18 protein-coding genes are annotated in these 18,805 nt (G+C 41.4%); 15 read left to right on the top strand and 3 right to left on the bottom strand.

The window, feature by feature from the left end:
* Window positions 1-16: 16 nt before the first annotated feature.
* Both BSR19_RS08665 and pflB read right to left on the bottom strand, forming a co-directional pair.
* Window positions 17-799: a carbonic anhydrase gene (locus BSR19_RS08665; protein WP_156246993.1), complete on the bottom strand. Its 783-nt coding sequence runs from the start codon at window positions 797-799 to the stop codon at window positions 17-19.
* A 262-nt stretch (window positions 800-1,061) separates the two neighbouring features.
* The gene (gene pflB, locus BSR19_RS08660) at window positions 1,062-3,374 is read right to left on the bottom strand and encodes a formate C-acetyltransferase (RefSeq protein WP_002891716.1); all 2,313 of its coding nucleotides are present in this window, start codon (window positions 3,372-3,374) and stop codon (window positions 1,062-1,064) included.
* Between the two features lie 267 nt (window positions 3,375-3,641).
* Between pflB and dinB the strand changes: the two genes are divergently transcribed.
* The 15 genes from dinB to BSR19_RS08585 all read left to right on the top strand — a co-directional run bounded on the left by dinB (window position 3,642) and on the right by BSR19_RS08585 (window position 18,326).
* A complete protein-coding gene (gene dinB, locus BSR19_RS08655) occupies window positions 3,642-4,748 on the top strand; it encodes a DNA polymerase IV (RefSeq protein ID WP_013991108.1) in 1,107 nt (368 codons plus the stop codon).
* Between the two features lie 116 nt (window positions 4,749-4,864).
* Window positions 4,865-5,755 (top strand): peptidase, encoded by an 891-nt coding sequence (locus BSR19_RS08650; RefSeq protein WP_073949691.1) that lies wholly within the window; start codon window positions 4,865-4,867, stop codon window positions 5,753-5,755.
* A gap of 216 nt (window positions 5,756-5,971) precedes the next feature.
* A complete protein-coding gene (locus BSR19_RS08645; protein WP_156246992.1) occupies window positions 5,972-6,802 on the top strand; it encodes a transporter substrate-binding domain-containing protein in 831 nt (276 codons plus the stop codon).
* 387 nt (window positions 6,803-7,189) lie between these two features.
* Window positions 7,190-7,936 carry an amino acid ABC transporter permease gene (locus BSR19_RS08640; RefSeq protein ID WP_134954496.1) on the top strand — a complete coding sequence of 249 codons (747 nt, stop codon included), beginning with the start codon at window positions 7,190-7,192 and terminating at the stop codon, window positions 7,934-7,936.
* Window positions 7,936-8,679: an amino acid ABC transporter ATP-binding protein gene (locus BSR19_RS08635; RefSeq protein ID WP_002891704.1), complete on the top strand. Its 744-nt coding sequence runs from the start codon at window positions 7,936-7,938 to the stop codon at window positions 8,677-8,679. Before BSR19_RS08640 ends, BSR19_RS08635 begins: the two co-directional genes overlap by 1 nt.
* 211 nt (window positions 8,680-8,890) lie before the next feature.
* Window positions 8,891-9,115: a DUF4059 family protein gene (locus BSR19_RS08630; RefSeq protein WP_002884393.1), complete on the top strand. Its 225-nt coding sequence runs from the start codon at window positions 8,891-8,893 to the stop codon at window positions 9,113-9,115.
* 32 nt (window positions 9,116-9,147) lie between these two features.
* Window positions 9,148-10,101 (top strand): thioredoxin-disulfide reductase, encoded by a 954-nt coding sequence (trxB, locus tag BSR19_RS08625; RefSeq protein WP_255296714.1) that lies wholly within the window; start codon window positions 9,148-9,150, stop codon window positions 10,099-10,101.
* A gap of 141 nt (window positions 10,102-10,242) precedes the next feature.
* Entirely contained in the window at window positions 10,243-10,791 is a 549-nt protein-coding gene (rsmD, locus tag BSR19_RS08620; RefSeq protein WP_148512873.1) for a 16S rRNA (guanine(966)-N(2))-methyltransferase RsmD, read from the top strand.
* A 32-nt stretch (window positions 10,792-10,823) separates the two neighbouring features.
* Window positions 10,824-11,321, top strand: a complete 498-nt coding sequence (gene coaD, locus BSR19_RS08615; protein WP_073949696.1) for a pantetheine-phosphate adenylyltransferase — start codon at window positions 10,824-10,826, stop codon at window positions 11,319-11,321.
* Complete coding sequence (locus BSR19_RS08610) at window positions 11,299-12,375, top strand: SepM family pheromone-processing serine protease (RefSeq protein WP_037598428.1); 1,077 nt, start codon at window positions 11,299-11,301, stop codon at window positions 12,373-12,375. The genes coaD and BSR19_RS08610 overlap by 23 nt, the downstream gene beginning before the upstream one ends.
* A gap of 85 nt (window positions 12,376-12,460) precedes the next feature.
* The gene (gene mnmL, locus BSR19_RS08605; protein WP_148512875.1) at window positions 12,461-13,405 is read left to right on the top strand and encodes a tRNA modification radical SAM protein MnmL/YtqA; all 945 of its coding nucleotides are present in this window, start codon (window positions 12,461-12,463) and stop codon (window positions 13,403-13,405) included.
* Window positions 13,402-13,950: a tRNA 5-(aminomethyl)-2-thiouridylate-methyltransferase MnmM gene (gene mnmM / locus BSR19_RS08600; protein WP_013991103.1), complete on the top strand. Its 549-nt coding sequence runs from the start codon at window positions 13,402-13,404 to the stop codon at window positions 13,948-13,950. Before mnmL ends, mnmM begins: the two co-directional genes overlap by 4 nt.
* Window positions 13,947-14,189, top strand: coding sequence for a hypothetical protein (locus BSR19_RS08595; RefSeq protein WP_002891697.1), 243 nt, complete (start codon window positions 13,947-13,949; stop codon window positions 14,187-14,189). The genes mnmM and BSR19_RS08595 overlap by 4 nt, the downstream gene beginning before the upstream one ends.
* Window positions 14,190-14,197: 8 nt before the next feature.
* Window positions 14,198-16,264 carry a cation:proton antiporter gene (locus BSR19_RS08590; protein ID WP_156246991.1) on the top strand — a complete coding sequence of 689 codons (2,067 nt, stop codon included), beginning with the start codon at window positions 14,198-14,200 and terminating at the stop codon, window positions 16,262-16,264.
* Between the two features lie 154 nt (window positions 16,265-16,418).
* Complete coding sequence (locus BSR19_RS08585; RefSeq protein WP_156246990.1) at window positions 16,419-18,326, top strand: LPXTG cell wall anchor domain-containing protein; 1,908 nt, start codon at window positions 16,419-16,421, stop codon at window positions 18,324-18,326.
* 77 nt (window positions 18,327-18,403) lie between these two features.
* On the opposite strand, the gene BSR19_RS08580 is transcribed toward BSR19_RS08585, so the two are convergent.
* Window positions 18,404-18,724, bottom strand: coding sequence for a hypothetical protein (locus BSR19_RS08580; RefSeq protein WP_070839168.1), 321 nt, complete (start codon window positions 18,722-18,724; stop codon window positions 18,404-18,406).
* Window positions 18,725-18,805: the final 81 nt, after the last annotated feature.

The raw sequence follows: 18,805 nt of genomic DNA, 5'->3' as shown, positions 1-18,805 counted from the left end.
AGCTCTTTATCTTGTTTTATTCATTTATCTTTCGACCGTTTGTATCTTGGATAGGACGGTTATTTTCAAATCCAAGGGTTTGAGTGAATTTCTCCACTTGTTCCTTGCTGACAGTTTCTTGATTCTTGAAGACAATCCAGTTAACACCTTCAGTACATGGAGGTGTTGTTAGGGAACCTTCAAAGTTGTAGTAGTCCTTGTCTTCAGGATAGAATTCATCAAGTGAGATGACTTGAGAAAGCTCAGTTTCAGTATTGGCCGCCTGAGGCATTTTGTCCCAGATTTGTTTTAAGGCTTGATTTTCATCACCATAATTATAGAGAACTGAGATAACTGTGATTTTCCCATTATCTGTCTTATAGACGAAGTGCCCCTCTAGAGGATAAGTCTGACCATCAATTTCATTCTCAGCTGGTGCGTGAAAATGGAACTGTTGCAACTTGTAAACTTCGTTACCAATCGTTAGGGTATTCTTTGGATTTTTAAAGCTGACTTCAATAGTATGCCCGTTATTTTCAACTTGAGCTTCTGATTCTTGATTATTAAGGTTTAGTTCAGGAAGATCAACATCCTCAGCTACGGTGATATTGATCGGAGATTGTTCTTTACCATTTTTGCTGAGTTCATAATCTTTCGAAAGGTCACCCCAATGGTCTGGACCAGTAGAGCCAGTATAACCCCATTGAACGTCCTTGGACTTTGAGTTTTCGGTTTTTGTCTCGGATTGGCAGGCTACGAGTAGGACTGTACTTGCTACGAGAGCTACTAATCCAATTAGCTTAAAACTTTTCTTATTCATTTATCCTCCTTATACTCTTTGGTCATATAACAATGATAGTTTACGTGTTATTAGAAACCATCCATTTGACGTAATTGAGTATCGTTTCTCTATGGTGCTTCTGAGAAGGAAGTGTTTGGAGATACCAAACGGAAACGCTTTTATTTTATAGCTAATCTGAGAAAAAGTCAAATGTAAATTATAGTAGATTTAGAAAAATATAATGAAAACAAGTGTTTTACAAAAAGAAAAGAACTCGCAATTGCGAGCTCTTTATTCATTTTTATCCCAAAGCGTCGTCCATTGAAAGAACTTCGTGGAAGACACGTTGTGTCAATTCGGTTTTTTGTTCTGGAGTGAGGTATTTAGTGTTTACACAGTATCCAGAGATACGTACGATAACATCTTCACCGCTCATGATCTTTTCATAAACGTCTGACAAGTCCATTACGTTCAAGTTAACGTGTTGTCCACCATTTTCGAAGTATCCGTCGAGGATAGTTACGAGGTTATCAACTTGTTCGTCGTGAGTCTTACCAAGGGCACGAGGTGATACTTGAGTAGTAAGTGAGATACCGTCAGCTGCATAACCGAAGTCAAGGCTTGCAAGTGAGTTCAAGTTTTGCAACCATCCACCTTTAGCTTTGTTAGATGGGTTAGCACCTGGTGAGAAGAATTCCAATTTAGACAAGTTCACTGAACCATCTTCGTTGAGATATACCCCTTTGTGAACTGGAGAGTTACCAGTTTGTTTAGAGTAAGCAACGTTAGAAGTGATTGTAAGAAGTGAAACTGTAGCTTCTGCATCTTTGTAGAGTTTGTGGCTACGAAGACGAGTAGTGTAAGCTTCAATCAACCATTCTGCCAATTCGTTTGAACGTGGGTCATCTTCACCCCAACGTGGGTATTCACCGATTGTTTCGTAGTCGTAGATGTAGCCATCTTCGTCACGGATTGGTTTAACTGTAGCGTATTTGATTGCTGACAATGTATCAACAGTATTTGCGAAACCACAGATACCGAATCCCATGTTAGCACGTTGTTTAGTTGGCAAGAAGGCCATTTGAACAGCTTCGTAGTTGTACTTATCAGTCATGTAGTGGATGATGTTAAGGGCATCTACGTAAGTGTCAGTCAACCAGTCAAGAGATTTTTCGAAGTTAGCTTTAACAGTGTCAAAGTCAAGAACTTCATCACGGATTGGATCGATGTCAAATACTTTGTAGTCTTTATGAACATCGTCGTAACCACCGTTCAAACCAGTAAGAAGGGCTTTAAGTACGTTAACACGAGCACCGAAGTATTGGATGTTGTGGCGTTGTTCTTCGTTTTCTGGGTCAAGTGGTGATACACAACATGAGATACAGCTCATTTCCCCGTATCCGTCTTTAGCCATAGTAGTCACACCTTCATATTGGATAGAAGAGTGCTTGTGGCTCATGTGCATACAGTAGCGACGGAATGAGTAAGGCAATTTGTCAGTCCAAAGAACTGTCAAGTTTGGTTCTGGAGAGTTACCGATGTTGTCAAGAGTGTTCAAGAAACGGTAGTCCATCTTAGTAACACGGTGACGTCCGTCAGCACCCATACCAGCCATAGAAGTTGTGATGAATGTTGGGTCACCTGAGTACAATTGGTCGTAAGCTTTTGTACGAGCAAACTTAACTGTACGAAGTTTCATAACGAAATCATCAACGAATTCTTGGATTTCTGATTCAGTGTAGGTACCACGAGCAAGGTCACGTTCTGCGTATACGTCAAGGACGATTGGCACACGACCAAGTGAAGTAGCGGCACCATTGATTACACGACATACTGCCATGAAGGCGATGTTTGTCCATTGGATAGCTTCTTTAGTATCGAAGGCAGGACGACGAACATCTACACCGTAAAGGTCACCAAGGCGAACGACATCTTGAAGTGCTTGGTATTGAAGGTTAACTTCTTCACGAAGACGGATAGTTTCTTCGTCGATTTCTTTAATAGCATTCCAGTCGTTAACTTTTTCTTGCATCAAGTAGTCAGCACCGTAAAGGGCAAGACGAGCGTAAACCCCGATGATACGTCCACGTGAGTAAGCATCTGGAAGACCAGTAACTGTGTGAGCGTGACGTGCACGACGGATGTTTGAAGTGTAAGCACGGAAGATACCATCGTTAACTGTAGTCACGTATTTTGTGAAAATTTCGTGTACAGCTGGGTCTGGTTCATAACCGTGTTCTTTCAAAGCAGTTTCCGCCATACGGATACCACCTTTAGGCATGAAGTTCAATTTGAAGAGCTCATCATTTTGGATACCATAGATAAGTTCATCTTCTTTTGAAATGTACCCTGCGTCAATGTCAGCAATTGAAGTTGGACGAGTATCCATTGGGAAGCGTCCTTCAGCTTCATAGCCTGCTTTAGTTTCATCTACGATTTTTTTAATTTTTAGAGAGCGTTCAGTTGGTCCTGCAAGGAAGCTTTCGTCACCATCATAAGGTGTGTAGTTTGCTTGAACGAAACGTGAAACGCTAGCTTTTTCTTTCCAGTCAGTTCCTTTAAAGCCTTCCCACGCTTTTTCAAAAACATCTGTGTTGGTTTTAACCGTTGCCATAGTTTGGATCTCCTATAATTCTAGTAACAAAATCATCTGTTACATTCTCTAGAAGTATTCTATCACACAGTAACCGCTTACACAACTTTAAAACTCCATTTTTAGAGACATTCTTTTATAATACAGTTTTGAAAACGATAAATCTGTATTATAAATTTCTGTTTTTTGATAGATTTTGGTATCATAAGGGGAGAATGCTTTGTAGGCCCAAAGTTTTATGTGAAAAGCTTTACAATGAGATAAATCTGAGAAAGGAGGCAGGAAGCCATGTTAGAGTTTCCTCTAATAAATGATACCAGTCGGAAAATCATCCATATTGATATGGACGCCTTTTTTGCTCAGGTCGAGATGAGGGATGACCCCAGTCTTAAGGACAAGCCGGTTATTATCGGTCATGATCCTAGAAAAACAGGGGGACGTGGTGTGGTATCAACTTGTAATTATGAGGCTAGAAAATATGGTGTCCATTCAGCCATGTCTTCTAAGGAAGCCTATGAACGTTGTCCTAATGCTGTCTTTATCTCAGGAAATTATAGCCATTACCGAGAGGTAGGGATGCAAATTCGTGAGATTTTTAAACGCTATACTGACTTGGTTGAGCCTATGTCTATCGATGAAGCCTATCTTGATGTGACGATAAATAAGCTTGGTGTCAAATCGGCGGTTAAGGTGGCTAAGCTCATCCAGTATGATATTTGGCAGGAACTTCACCTGACTTGTTCGGCAGGTGTTTCCTATAATAAATTTATCGCCAAACTAGCCTCTGATTTTCAAAAGCCTGCTGGTTTGACGGTGGTACTTCCAGAGGAGGCTCAGGAATTTTTGGAAAAGCTCCCTATTGAAAAGTTTCATGGGGTAGGTAAAAAGTCAGTTGAACGTCTTCATGACATGGACATCTACACCGGTGCCGATCTTCTGAAGGTTCCTGAGATGACACTGATTGATCGTTTTGGACGTTTTGGATTTGATCTCTTTCGAAAGGCTAGGGGGATTTCCAATAGTCCTGTTAGGCCCAATCGTGTCCGTAAATCGATCGGAAGTGAGCGAACCTACGGCAAGCTTCTCTATAATGAAGATGACATCAAGGCTGAGTTGACTAAGAATGCTAGGCGAGTAGCTGAAAGTGCTCAGAAAACTAAAAAAGTCGGTCGAATTATTGTCATCAAGGTCCGTTATTCGGATTTCTCAACCTTAACCAAGCGTATGACCTTGGACAAATCGACCCAGGATTTCGACACCATCGAAAGGATTGCTCACACCATTTTCGACCAGCTGGAGGAAAATAGCAGTGGTGTTCGTCTCTTAGGTGTTACCCTGACAGGTTTGGAAGACCAAGAGGGCAGGCAGTTAGATTTGGATGATTTGGAGTCATGATTAAAAAACAATATAATAGGTAGAGTTTTGCTTCATACCCTGAAAAGTGACCTTGAAGAATCATCAGACCTATGCTATCTTAAATAGTAACCAATAGAAATGAGGGAATAATCTTAATGAAAAAACTGTTTACTTACTTAGGACTCGTCCTAGCAGCTTGCCTGATTCTCGTAGCCTGTGCGTCAAACAAGCCAGCGGAAAAGAAAAAGGCCACACCAACACCGACAGAGCGTGCCAAGGCTGATGCGACGATTTTGATTGACACCATGCTTGGAAAATCAAGTAACGGTTTTTCAAAACTCTACGGAGAAAATTACGAAACATGGACTGAAACGAATGTCTTTGAAAAACAGGTTGCAGACACTATTGAAGAGAAGGGGTATACACCGGAAGAAAAGTATACGTTTAAATACATTGAAGGCTATGATGCCAAGACTCCAACTCAAGTACTTTCTAAGTTCCTTAAGGTCCGTCGTAATATGATTGGTAAGATTCAGGACTATAAGCTGAAGGATGTCAAAGTTAAGGGAAATGATGCGACAGTTACCTTTACTTCACGTTCTGTTAGTGCCTATGGAGCTGCAGCTGCTGTTCGTACTCTCCTTATGAGTCTCTATGACAACGACATTGACAAGTTGAAACAATGGAATCAAGCTGATAACAACGATGTGGAAAAGGGGAAAGCCAAAGATCTCACAACGAAGTTCCTTTATGGTGAAAACTTTAACGGTGATTTGACGCAATTTAAGGACATTGATAAAGAAATGTCCTATACACCTTTGACAGGTGCTGATAATCTGGAAAAGACCTTCAAGCTTACCAAAGATGATGGTGGAAACTGGACTATTTCTGTAGAAGATTATAAAGAGCTTGCCGAAGCCTTGGTCGACCATGACGAATCAGGAAGCAGAGCCGTTTACGCCGAACGTATCCATAAGAATTTGTCAGACTATCAACCTGAAGATAGTAGCGACTCAAGCAGTAAGTCATCAGATAAGGATAAGTAGTGTTTTATTGGATTTGATGTTAAACATGTACGGAAAGCTGTTTTGGACGAAAGGAGTTGTCACATGAGTGGCAGCTTTTTTCTATCTTGTTATTCTTCCTCTCACCCCCTATAACCTTTATCTATCACCACTTAGGATTTTATTATTAGACGAGTTGGGATGAAGATGGTAAACTGTTATCACTAACTATTAATGAAAGTATCGAGGAATATAGATATGAAAAAATGGCTTGCAGGTTTAGGGATTCTTGGCTTGTCAGTTTTGACTTTGGCTGCTTGTGGAAACAAGAGTGACGGTAAGGCATCTGGTGAGAAGCAGACGATTACTGTTGCGACGGACTCTGATACGGCGCCCTTCACTTTCAAAAAAGGTGACGACTTCAAGGGGTATGATATTGATTTGGTCAAGGCTATTTTCAAGGATTCAGACAAGTATGAGGTCAAGTTTGTGACGACGCCTTTTGATTCCATCTTGACAGGGGTGGATTCTGGACGTTATCAGATTGCGGCTAATGACTTCAACTACAATGAAGAGCGTGCGCAGAAATATGGTTTCTCAGATCCGATTTCACGTTCTAACTACGCCATCACTAGTGCTGAGGGGACCAAGTATACCAGCCTAGACGATTTGTCTGGTAAGACGACAGAAGTACTTCCTGGCTCTAACTATGCTCAATTGCTTGAAAATTGGAACCATGCCAATTCGGACAAGACACCAATTACAATCAACTACGCTTCTAGCTCAACTGGTCTTTCAACACGTGTTCAACACATTCAAGAAGGAAAAATTGATTTTATCCTTTACGATGCGATTTCGTCTGAGTACATTGTCAAAGATCAAGGCTATAAGTTGTCAGTAAACAAGATAAAAGACGATATCGGTATGAAGACTGATGGTCTTGAATATCTTCTTTTCTCAAATGATAAGCAAGGTAAGGAACTCAAGACTTTTGTCAATAAACGTATCAAAGAACTTAAGAAGGATGGAACCCTTGCCAAACTCAGCAAGGAATACTTCGGTGGCGATTACGTCAGTGATTTGAAATAAGACTGTTAAAAGTTGAGACTGCTGTCTCAGCTTTTTGACGTTAATAAAGTTGAATTATCAGTGATATGATTTCCTTATCACTTTGATAAGAAAAGACTATTTCACAGACTTTCTGAGTCGTGCTAAAATGAATATTATAAAATTTATGATAAGATATTTGAACGGTTAGCTCTAGGCTAACCGACTTTTTTAGAAAGAAAGGGCGACATTGTGAAAAAAAGTATTGAAGTATTTAATCGGTTACCTTGGTACCTCCAAGTTGTCGTTGGCTTAATTGGTTTGAGAGTAGTTGTTGCTCTGGCTAATCTCTTATCATGGTTAGTGGAGATCCTTTGGGGCTATGTTTTGCAATTGGTTACAATTGTCTTCAAATGGATTGCATCTTGGATGCCAGCTGGTAAGCTCTTCTCATGGAAGGCTGTCTTTGATGCAGTTCCTCAGATTGTAGAACGCTTGCCTTTAACCTTGGGCTTGACCATTGCAGGTGCCTTCTTCGGTTTGATTTTGGCCCTTGTCTTTGCGGTTGTTAAAATCAATCGAGTACGTATCCTTTATCCAATTCAAGCCGTTTTTGTGAGCTTCTTGCGTGGGACACCAATCCTTGTCCAACTCATGTTGACTTACTATGGTATTCCACTCTTCCTTCGTTACTTGAATGGTGAGTTCGGTTTAGATTGGAACATTAATGAGATTCCACCAGCTATCTTCGCTATTACAGCCTTTGCCTTTAATGAAGCAGCTTACATGAGTGAGACCATCCGTGCAGCGATTCAGGCCGTTGACGCTGGGGAAATCGAAGCTGCCCGTTCTCTTGGGATGACATCAGCACAAGTTTACCGTCGTGTCATCATTCCAAATGCGGCAGTTATTGCGACACCAAGTTTGATTAACAGTTTGATTGGTTTGACTAAGGGAACATCACTTGCCTTTAGTGCAGGTATCGTCGAAATGTATGCACAGGCTCAAATCTTGGGTGGTGCCGACTACCGTTACTTTGAACGTTATATCTCAGTTGCCCTTGTATACTGGGCAATCTCAATCTTGATTGAGTACATTGGTCGTTCAGTTGAAAATCACATGGCCATTAAGGCTCCTGAAGCGACTGACATTTCTGGCATTGGAGGTGACCGCTAATGATTAGTATCAAAAATTTGACCAAAGAATTTTCAGGACAAAAGGTTCTTGATGGCATTGATATTGACATTGAAAAGGGTGAAGTTGTAGCTCTTGTTGGTGCCTCTGGTGCAGGTAAGTCAACAATCCTTCGTAGCTTAAACTATTTGGAGCAACCTGATTCTGGTACCATTACCATTGATGATTTCAAGGTAGATTTCGAAACAATTACCAAAGAGCAAATCCTTACTCTTCGTCGTAAGTTGTCCATGGTGTTCCAACAGTTCAACCTCTTTGAACGTCGTACAGCCTTGGATAATGTTAAGGAAGGTCTTAAGATTGTTAAGAAACTTTCTGACGACGAAGCTACCAAGATTGCTAAAGAAGAGCTCGCTAAGGTTGGGCTTTCTAATCGTGAAAATCACTACCCACGTCACTTGTCAGGTGGTCAAAAGCAACGTGTGGCCTTGGCCCGCGCCCTTGCAATGAAGCCTGATGTGCTCTTGCTTGACGAACCGACATCTGCCCTTGACCCTGAGTTGGTTGGTGAGGTTGAAAAATCAATCGCTGATGCGGCTAAGTCAGGTCAAACCATGATTTTGGTCAGTCACGACATGAACTTTGTTTATCAAGTAGCTGACAAGGTGCTCTTTCTTGAAAAAGGGCATATCCTTGAACAAGGAACACCTGATGAAATCTTTAACCATCCAAAAGAAGAACGAACAAAAGAATTTTTCGCTTCTTATTCAAAACAATATCTTTAAGATGGGATTTTTGTTACAATAGAAAAGGTAGTGGGATAGGACTACAGTTTAGTCCATAGTCAAAATCCCACAAGGATGATTAGGAACTTTTGAATGTTTCAAAGGCGACTATAGTCCAATCAGAGGCTGCATCGTGCAGTTATTACTAGTCGAATTTAGAGGTTGGAGAATGTTATCTCAGCCTTTTCTATTTCTCACTTTAGGATGATTTATGTTATTAAATATTTTTAAATTTTATCTCTTAGGCCTTGTGATTGCTTTCTTTGTGTGCTTGGTGATTGGTGCCATTTGGCTTGGATGGCGTGCGTTACGTCGTGCAGACAAAACTGTTAAGGAGCGTCAAGGTGCCCTCTATGATGCTATTATGATGTCGATGGTTTCGATTCCAGTTTTGGCATTTGCTTTTATGGCGATTCTTATCGTGCTGAATGCATAATTCTAGCTTTGTTGGCACATTAGGTGTAAGATATCTCTACAAGAAAATCATATAAGGAGTTACTCATGTACGATACAATTGTTATTGGAGCTGGTCCTGCGGGGATGACTGCAGCACTCTATGCAGCACGTGCCAACCTTAAAGTGGCAACTTTGGAGCAAGGTGCTCCTGGTGGACAGATGAATAACACGTCTGATATTGAAAATTACCCTGGTTTTGAAAGTATCTCTGGTCCAGAATTGTCAATGAAGATGTTTGAACCCTTGGAAAAATTGGGCGTTGAAAATCTTTATGGTATTGTGTCTGGTATCGAAGACAAGGGTGACTATAAAGTTGTTAAAACTGGTGATGAGGAGTACCAAACCAAGACAGTTATCATTGCGACTGGTGCCAAACACCGTCATATTGGTGTTGCTGGTGAAGAAGAGTACAACAGCCGTGGTGTATCTTACTGTGCGGTGTGTGATGGTGCCTTCTTCCGTAATCAAGACCTCTTGGTTGTTGGTGGTGGAGACTCTGCCGTTGAAGAAGGAATTTATTTGACACGCTTTGCCAATAGCGTGACCATTGTTCACCGTCGTGATGAATTGCGTGCCCAAAAGGTTCTTCAAGACCGTGCCTTCGCCAATGAAAAGGTCAAGTTTATCTGGGATTCAGTCGTTGAAGAAATCAAGGGTGATGATATCAAGGTTCGCAGTGTTGATATCAAGAATGTCAAAACTGGTGAGGTGACTAACCACGAATTTGGCGGTGTCTTTGTTTATGTGGGACTTGATCCAGTTTCAGATTACTTGACAGGTCTTGACATCACTGACCAAGATGGTTGGGTAATTACAGATGATAAGATGGCGACACGTATTCCTGGTATCTTTGCCATTGGGGATGTCCGCCAGAAAGACCTTCGCCAAATTACAACAGCCGTAGGGGATGGTGCCACAGCAGGTATCGAAGCATACAACTACGTGACTGCACTTGGTGATAAGTAAAATAAATGGAAACTCGGGAGGTTCTCGAGTTTTTTGTGTGGTCTTGTAGGTATTTAGCATGACTAGATTTCTTTGTGGCAACATCTATGTGTAATTTTTTGTTATAATAGAAAAGTCTTACTAAAAAACAGTAAAAACGAGGTGACCAACTTGCGTGTTGTAGCAGGTGATTTTGGCGGGCGTCCGCTTAAAACATTAGAAGGCAAAACGACTCGTCCAACAACGGACAAGGTCAAAGGTGCTATTTTCAATATGATTGGTCCATTCTTTGATGGAGGGCGTGTTTTGGATCTTTTTTCTGGGAGCGGTAGCCTGGCTATTGAGGCTATCAGTCGTGGTATGTCGTCTGCTGTCCTCGTGGAAAAGGATCGTCGGGCACAGGCTGTTATTCAGGAAAATATCAAGATGACCAAGAGTGAGAAGCAGTTCCAGCTTTTGAAGATGGATGCGGCGCGTGCATTGACACAATTGACAGGTCAATTTGACTTGGTGCTTTTAGATCCGCCTTATGCCAAAGAGCAGATTGTGGCTAATATTACTCAGTTAGAGGAGCAAGGGCTCTTGGCTGAGGAGGTTATGTTGGTTTGCGAGACAGATAAGGCTGTGGATTTGCCTGAAGAAATTTCAAACTTTGGGATTTGGAAGCAGAAAACCTATGGTATCAGTAAGGTGACCGTTTACGTGCGTTAGCCTTTGATAGGGAAGTTGTAGAAAGGAATGCTATGACAAAGATTGCTATGTTTACGGGGTCTTTTGATCCAATTACCAATGGGCATGTGGATATCATTGCCAGAGCCAGCAAGCTCTTTGATGAGCTCTATATTGGACTATTTTATAATAAAAATAAGCAGGGCTTCTGGGACATTGAGACTCGCAAGCGTATCTTGGAAGAGGTTGTAGCAGATTTTCCCAATGTCAAGGTTATAACGGCTCACGATAGTCTGGCTGTAGATGTTGCCAGAGATCTTGGGGTGACTTATCTGGTTAGAGGCCTTCGCAATGCGACAGATTTTGACTATGAGGCTAATATGGATTATTTCAATAAGGGGCTGGCGCCTGAGCTTGAAACGGTTTATTTGATTGCTAGTCATGAGGTGACACCAGTGTCATCGAGTCGTGTGCGTGAGTTGATTTATTTTGAGGGGGACATTAGTTCTTATGTTCCGCAAGCAGTTGTTAAGGAAGTGGAGGCCAAGCGTGGCAAACAAGAACGAATCTAAATCACTATTAGGGAAAATTTGGCGGATTAAGTGGTGGTTATTAAGTATTTTTACGGTACTTTTCCTCCTCTTTTCCCTCTTTTTCCCGCTAAATAATTATTATGTTGAGCTTCCGGGTGGGGCTTTTGATACTAAGGAAGTTTTGACTGTAGATAAGAAAGCTGATGATTCAAAAGGATCCTACAATTTTGTGGCGGTGGCTCAAACCAAGGCAACTTTGGCCCTTATGCTCTATGCTCAGCTTAATGATTTTGCAAAGCTTCAAACAGCTGAAGAGGCGACTGGAAATTACTCTGACGAAGATTTCATGCGTATCAACCAGTTTTACATGGAGACTTCACAAAACCAGGCGATTTATCAGGGCTTGACTCTGGCTGGTAAGGAGGCTAGCTTGGAGTATATGGGTGTTTATGTGCTTCAGGTGGCTGATGATTCTAGTTTCAAGGGTGTCCTTAATATTGCGGATACGGTGACAGCTGTCAATGGCAAGACCTTTGATAATTCTACTGACTTGATTAAATACGTCCAAGGACTTAAGTTGGGTTCAAAAGTCAAGGTCACTTATACGACAGAGGACAAAGAAAAGACTGCCACTGGTAAGATCATTAAGATTGCTAATGGTAAAAATGGTATCGGTATTGGTTTGACGGATCATACTGAGGTCAAGAGTCCTGAAAACGTGAAGTTTAAACTTGATGGTGTTGGTGGACCAAGTGCGGGGCTTATGTTTACTTTGGCTATTTACGATCAGGTGTCTGGTCAAGACCTCAAGGCTGGCCGTAAAATTGCTGGAACAGGCACTATTGAAAAGGATGGGGCTGTCGGTGATATCGGTGGGGCCTACCTCAAGGTGAAATCAGCGGCTGATAGTGGCGCAGATATTTTCTTCGTGCCAAATAATCCAGTAACTAAGGAAATGAAAAAGGCTGATCCGGATGCCAAGACTAACTATCAAGAGGCCAAGGAAGCTGCCAAGAAACTGGGGACCAAGATGAAAATCGTCCCTGTTAAAACAGCTCAAGAAGCCATTGATTATTTGAAAAAGACTAAGTAAGAAGAGAGAGTAGGACAGGCAGAAATCCATGATTTTTGTCCTAGTCTTACTCTCTTTTTAAGGTCAAAGTGTTATAATAGTCTTTATGAAAAAACGTTATAGAACAGTCAATGATTACTATCGTGAGATTTTTGGCGAAAAGATTTTCAAACTTCCTATAGATGCGGGCTTTGATTGTCCCAACCGTGATGGAACAGTGGCTCATGGTGGCTGTACCTTTTGTACGGTATCGGGGTCTGGGGATGCTATTGTAGCTCCTGAGGCGCCGATTCGTGAGCAGTTTTACCATGAGATTGACTTTATGCACCGCAAGTGGCCAGAAGTTCAAAAATACCTAGTTTATTTTCAAAACTTTACCAATACCCACGCGCCGCTTGAGGTTATCAAGGACCGCTACGAACAGGCAATCAATGAGCCTGGTGTTGTTGGCATCAATATCGGTACCCGTCCAGACTGTTTGCCAGATGATGTGATTGATTATCTGGCAGAACTCACAGAACGTATGCATGTGACCGTCGAACTTGGCTTGCAAACGACTTATGAAGAAACGTCAGAGCTCATAAACCGGGCACACAGCTATGAACTCTATGTGGAGACGGTTAAGCGTGTGCGTGAGCGTGCGCCAAAGGCTGAGATTGTATCGCATCTGATTAATGGGCTGCCAGGGGAAACCCACGAGATGATGGTGGAAAATGTTCGCCGTTGTGTGACGGACAATGACATTCAGGGAATCAAACTCCACCTCCTCCACCTGATGACCAATACCCGTATGCAAAGAGATTACCACGAGGGGCGTCTTAAATTGCTGAGTCAGGAAGAGTATGTGTCAATCATCTGTGACCAGTTGGAAATCATCCCTAAGGATATCGTCATTCATCGGATTACTGGTGATGCGCCGCGAGATATGTTGATTGGTCCTATGTGGAGTCTCAACAAGTGGGAAGTCCTTAATGCCATTGACAAAGAGATGGAACGTCGTGACTCATGGCAAGGGTGCAAAGTAGCTAGCGAGAAGGAGGAAAAAGCATGATTAAACGCCCCATTCATCTATCTCATGACTTTTTAGCAGAAGTGCTGGATGATGAGAGTGTAGCTATCGATGCGACCATGGGAAACGGCAATGATACAGCCTTTCTGGCTGGCCTTGCCAAGAAGGTCTATGCCTTTGACGTGCAGGAGCAGGCGCTTGAAAAGACCAGTCAACGCTTGTCAGACCTGGGAATTGAAAATGCGGAACTCATTTTAGATGGTCACGAAAATCTGGACCATTATGTCACGGAACCTATTCGAGCAGCTATTTTCAATCTGGGCTACTTGCCATCTGCAGACAAAAGTGTCATCACTAAGCCCCATACGACTCTTGAGGCCATTGAGAAAATCCTTGACCGCTTAGAGGTTGGTGGGCGCTTGGCTATTATGATTTACTACGGTCATGATGGTGGTGATATGGAGAAGGATGCTGTGCTTGAGTACGTTATCGGTTTGGACCAGCGTGTTTTCACAGCTATGCTTTACCAACCCCTTAATCAAATTAATACCCCACCATTTTTGGTGATGTTGGAGAAATTACAATGATTACAGATATTAAAGAAAAACTTGCAGATATGCAGGCAAAATATATTGATAAGCAGAGTGCCGAGGGTACTTTGAAAAAGGTTGATAATCGTAAAACGGCTAAAATTAAGAAAAAGTTAGCTAGTCTTGAGGTCGAGCGTTGCCATAAACTTTTGGCCAAGGAAGATGTCACTGCCATTGATAAAAAAATTAGTAAGCAAAAAGAACTATTCTCAAACTGTTGTCATAAGGAAGGGTAGGAGGAGCTATGCATCTATCGTTAGCTTTGCTTGTTCTTCTTTTTAGCTTGATTTTATCGAACGTTATCAATCGTGTTTTTCCACGTCTTCCCTTACCCTTGATTCAAATTATTTTTGGAGTGGGTATCGGTTTTCTTTTTAAGGGACGTGCTTTCGAGCTTGAAACGGAACTTTTTCTAGCTTTCATTATTGCTCCCTTGCTGTTTCGTGAGGGTGAAGAAAGTGATATTACCAGTATTTTACGTAACTGGAAACTCATTCTATTTTTGATTTTTCCAGTCATCTTCGTGTCTACGCTGGGAATCGGTTATCTTGCTAAGGCTGTCTTGCCTGCCTCAGTGCCTTTGTCTGCCTGCCTAGCCATTGGGGCAGCCCTTGGGCCAACGGATTTGGTGGCCTATTCAGCTATTTCTAAACGCTTCAGTTTTCCAAAGTGGATTAGCTATATTTTGCAGGGTGAAGGACTTCTAAACGATGCCTCTGGCTTGGTTGCCTTTCAGGTGGCGGTTACCGCTTTGACAACGGGTGCTTTCTCCCTCCTTGATGCGAGCTGGAATTTGGTTATTTCTGTGCTTGGTGGTTTTTTGGTTGGCTTGATTACAGCCTTATTTAATCGTCTCTTTTTGACCATTTTGGATAATATGGATGCCGCAGATGTCACAGGTGCTCTCTTACTAGAGTTGGTACTACCGATTTCCTCTTACTTTGTAGCCGAGGAAATTCATGCTTCCGGAATTATTGCTGTTGTCGTAGCAGGGATTTCACTTGCCAGTCGCTTTAAAAAAATTACCGTTTTTGATGCCAAGTTGGATAGTGTTTCTCATACGATTTGGGGAACCATTACCTTCATGCTTAATGGCATGGTCTTTTTCCTCTTGGGGACAGAACTTCCAACCCTAGCAGCCCCAGTACTGCGTAGCACTACCTATGATAATCTCTGGATGCTTCTTGCTATCGTCCTTTTAACAGCGACCATGTTTGGCATTCGTTTTGTTATGATTAGTGCGGTATTTGCCCAAAGAGCTTGGAGGGCCAAACGATCACTGAAAAAAATCTGGAAGGGTGCAACTCTTTTAACCTTTTCTGGTGTCAAAGGAACGGTCTCAATTGCAACCATCCTTTTGCTTCCGGTTGCCAATATGACGGCTTTGGAACATAGTCTCTTGCTCTTTACGGTAGCGGGTGTCACTTTATTAAGTTTCTTAACAGGTATCTTAGTCTTACCTAAGCTAGCCACTGGACCAGCGCACACAACCAACCATTATATGCAGATTGCCATTCTTAATGATGTGGTCGGCGAGTTGGAAAAAGATCTAAAACAGTCAACTAATCAAGGAGCTGTCTATGCTACTATTGACAACTACAATCAACGCTTGGAAGATTTAATCTTGGAGCAGGAATCAAATGATGTCAAAGAAGAGTTGGCCAATATCCGAGTCATGATTATGGAAATTGAGAGTGAGGGTCTGGAATATGCCTACAAGAAGGGTAAGATTTCAGAACTCGAATACAATCTCTACCAACGTTATATCAAGAGCTTAGAGCGTCGTATTAACCGTGGTTTTGTCTCTAGTCTTTCTTACGCTCTAGCTGTCTTTGTGCGTGGCCTTCGTAGATTGTTGCACTTTGCTCTTACTTTCAAGTTTCGTATTAATCAGGATGAAACTAGGAGGGGTCCTAGGTTGACGGAAGAAAACCGTGACCATATGGCTGAACTTTATTTAACAAATACGGAGCAGATTTTAGAAGCCTTGAGTAATCTGGAAGGTGTTTATCATTCAGATCTCTTGTCTTATTTGAAGCGCAATCGACTTCAAGAGGCTGAAATAATTCAATCAGGTGCCTTTGTTGAGCGGGTTATCACCCACCTTCATCCAGACAATGTCGATGAAATGTTACGAGGCTACTATTTGGAACGTAAGGTTATCAACGAGTACGAGCAGGCTGAGCTTATCTCTAGCCGTTATGCCAAGCAGCTTCGTAAGGAAGTCAATACTTTGGAGGATTACTCTCTCAAAGAAACTAGCAACACGTTAACCTATGATATGATTAATCTGGCTCGAGGTCGAGCTTAAGCAGGCGTTTAGAGTATACAGCTTGTAGCTAAATGAGCAAAAAAGTCAATTTTTTAGAAAAAATATTGACTTTTTGTTTTTTTAGGGGTATAATTTCAGCGAAAAATTCATTTTTCTAAAAATTTTATGAGAATGTTCCTATGGAGGATTTATTTTGTCTATTAATAAGTTGTCTAAATATGGTATTGTTTTGGTTGCAGCTGTTACAGTTGCGACTGTAGCACAGTCCCAATTCGGTCAATCGTCTTCAAAAGTGTATGCCGATGAAATTGCTAGTACGGCGCCAAAAACGAGTGAATCTCCAAGCATAATAACTGCTACTAGCGAAAACGTTAGTACAACTCCAGCTGTGAGCACGAGTCCTGAGACAAGTGAAGCACCAGTGGTCAGCACAACACCAGCGACGAGTGAAGCATCAGCAGTAGTCTCGACTTCAGAAAATAGCGAAGCACCAGCGACGAGTGAGAATTCAGAGACAGCCACTATGCCAATTTGGAGTGAGACTGATACAGATAGTCCAATAAATGAAAAAGCTTTTAAATATATTTCTACACGTTTTGTTGAGTCAACGGATAGAGAAAATGATTTTGGTGGGGGCTCTTTCGGCTTAGCAAAAGACCAAATTTTTACTGTTCCTGATGAAAAAATTGCCGGCTATTATTATACAATCACCTCTGCGGATGGAAAAAAATATTTGCCTGGTGATATCATTAAATATGCTGATTTAAAATTTGATGACCCTTCGAACTATAGAGTTGGTGAAATTAATGTTTTAACTTATACGTACTATAAAGACAAGTCTTCTATGATAGAGGCTCCAAGTTTAAGTAAACCTTCTGGGTATAGTTATAAATACAATAGTTTAAAACCATCAACTTTTGATCAAGGAATTCGTTCGGCATGGGATCATGGTGATACTATGACATATCATGTTCATTATCGAGTCTTTGACAGAGATAGTAAATATGGTGTGCCGGTATTTGAGGATATTGCCCCCTATGATACTGTTATTGTTCCGAAAAATGGCTCCATTAAAGTAAATGCTAAGGTAATTCCAGGTTATACTTTAGATAGTCAACACATGTTTAATATGGATTTTAATTCCTCTGATAAAACTATGACTATTCAATCTGGAATTAGTGAAGATGGTTATTTCAGCGGTGTTGTCGATAAAAATGGAATTCCTATGGTCAGTTTTACTTATTTTAAAGATAATTCTGAATCGGCATTCAAGGATAGTATGACTCCAGCAGTCTCATCCTTAAATACTTCAGGTAAAACTTTAACTTACACAGTGAGAAAGTATTATAATGGTAGATTATGGAGTTACTATCAGCCCAATATTGAACCAGGAGAGTCAAAACAGCTTTTTTCATTTTCTATAGGGGCATTGGGACAACCAGATACTACTCTCTACGGGACTCCTGGTTATTTTGAAGTTACTTATGATGATGTGAAAGCTGGTAAGAATCTTTACGAATTTTGGCGTTACCAGCCAGATTTCTTTAATGCAGACGGTACACCTAAAGATACTGCTACACCATCGGCCAGCGTAGCGCCAGCGGTCAGCACAACGCCAGCTACTAGCGAAGCTCCGGCTGTTAGCACAACGCCAGCTACTAGTGAAACTCCAGCAGTTAGCACAGCACCAGCTACTAGTGAAGCTCCGGCTGTTAGCACAACGCCAGCAACAAGTGAAGCGCCAGCGGTCAGCACAACGCCAGCAACAAGTGAAGCTCCGGCTGTTAGCACAACACCTGCTACTAGTGAAACACCTGAAGTTAGCACAGCACCAGCAACAAGTGAAGCTCCAGCTGTTAGCACAACACCTGCTACTAGTCTAGTGCCTTCAAAAGACATTCATTCCATGAATTCTGTCACTTATTCCTCTACACAAACACGTAATGCAGGGATTAAATCGGAAGCCGATGGAAAATTGACAAGTCACGATTTACCAAAAACAGGAGATACAAACTCTAAAGTTGGTATGCTAGGTATGATTTTTGTAGGACTTGGTTTGACAAGCTTCGTTTATAAAGGGCGTCACAGACGTTCAAAATAGATAAGTGCTAATAGTAAGACTATAAGTGGAAAAAATAACGAGAAATCTGTTTTTACATAAACGGATTCCTCGTTTTTTTAATTTGTTCCTTTCTCATTATCGTGGTTTGGAAAAAGAAAGCCTAGTCCTAGGCATGTTAGGATTCCTGCAACAATCAGGATACTGTTTGAGATAGGGAGCAAGTCATAGATTGCATTAGCAATCATTAAACCAATCAAAGTACTCATGAGGCTAGATTTATAATCTTTTTTGATAAGATTTTCTATTGCAAAGAAAGCAAAAAGAGCGACTGGAAAGAGTGGCCAAAGGGACACCTCCATTTTTGGGAAGCCGAGAATACTGTAAGTGATAACTGTTACTGCTGTACCGATTAATCCAATACCTATTACTTTAGTCATGTTTTTACCTCGTTTTCTATATCTGAAAGATATTTTGCTTTAACACCTACTAAGTTATCAAAAGGTTAACTTACGGACAAT

The sequence above is a fragment of the Streptococcus salivarius genome, assembly GCF_009738225.1.
GTDB lineage: Bacteria > Bacillota > Bacilli > Lactobacillales > Streptococcaceae > Streptococcus.
This window is presented reverse-complemented; position numbering and strand designations above follow the sequence as displayed.

Bases quoted from the DNA above. Each gene is read 5' to 3' on its own strand.
- BSR19_RS08665 (WP_156246993.1), bottom strand. From the start codon at position 799: ATGAATAAGAAAAGTTTTAAGCTAATTGGATTAGTAGCTCTCGTAGCA.
- pflB (WP_002891716.1), bottom strand. From the start codon at position 3,374: ATGGCAACGGTTAAAACCAACACAGATGTTTTTGAAAAAGCGTGGGAA.
- dinB (WP_013991108.1), top strand. From the start codon at position 3,642: ATGTTAGAGTTTCCTCTAATAAATGATACCAGTCGGAAAATCATCCAT.
- BSR19_RS08650 (WP_073949691.1), top strand. From the start codon at position 4,865: ATGAAAAAACTGTTTACTTACTTAGGACTCGTCCTAGCAGCTTGCCTG.
- BSR19_RS08645 (WP_156246992.1), top strand. From the start codon at position 5,972: ATGAAAAAATGGCTTGCAGGTTTAGGGATTCTTGGCTTGTCAGTTTTG.
- BSR19_RS08640 (WP_134954496.1), top strand. From the start codon at position 7,190: ATGCCAGCTGGTAAGCTCTTCTCATGGAAGGCTGTCTTTGATGCAGTT.
- BSR19_RS08635 (WP_002891704.1), top strand. From the start codon at position 7,936: ATGATTAGTATCAAAAATTTGACCAAAGAATTTTCAGGACAAAAGGTT.
- BSR19_RS08630 (WP_002884393.1), top strand. From the start codon at position 8,891: ATGTTATTAAATATTTTTAAATTTTATCTCTTAGGCCTTGTGATTGCT.
- coaD (WP_073949696.1), top strand. From the start codon at position 10,824: ATGACAAAGATTGCTATGTTTACGGGGTCTTTTGATCCAATTACCAAT.
- mnmL (WP_148512875.1), top strand. From the start codon at position 12,461: ATGAAAAAACGTTATAGAACAGTCAATGATTACTATCGTGAGATTTTT.
- mnmM (WP_013991103.1), top strand. From the start codon at position 13,402: ATGATTAAACGCCCCATTCATCTATCTCATGACTTTTTAGCAGAAGTG.
- BSR19_RS08595 (WP_002891697.1), top strand. From the start codon at position 13,947: ATGATTACAGATATTAAAGAAAAACTTGCAGATATGCAGGCAAAATAT.
- BSR19_RS08590 (WP_156246991.1), top strand. From the start codon at position 14,198: ATGCATCTATCGTTAGCTTTGCTTGTTCTTCTTTTTAGCTTGATTTTA.
- BSR19_RS08580 (WP_070839168.1), bottom strand. From the start codon at position 18,724: ATGACTAAAGTAATAGGTATTGGATTAATCGGTACAGCAGTAACAGTT.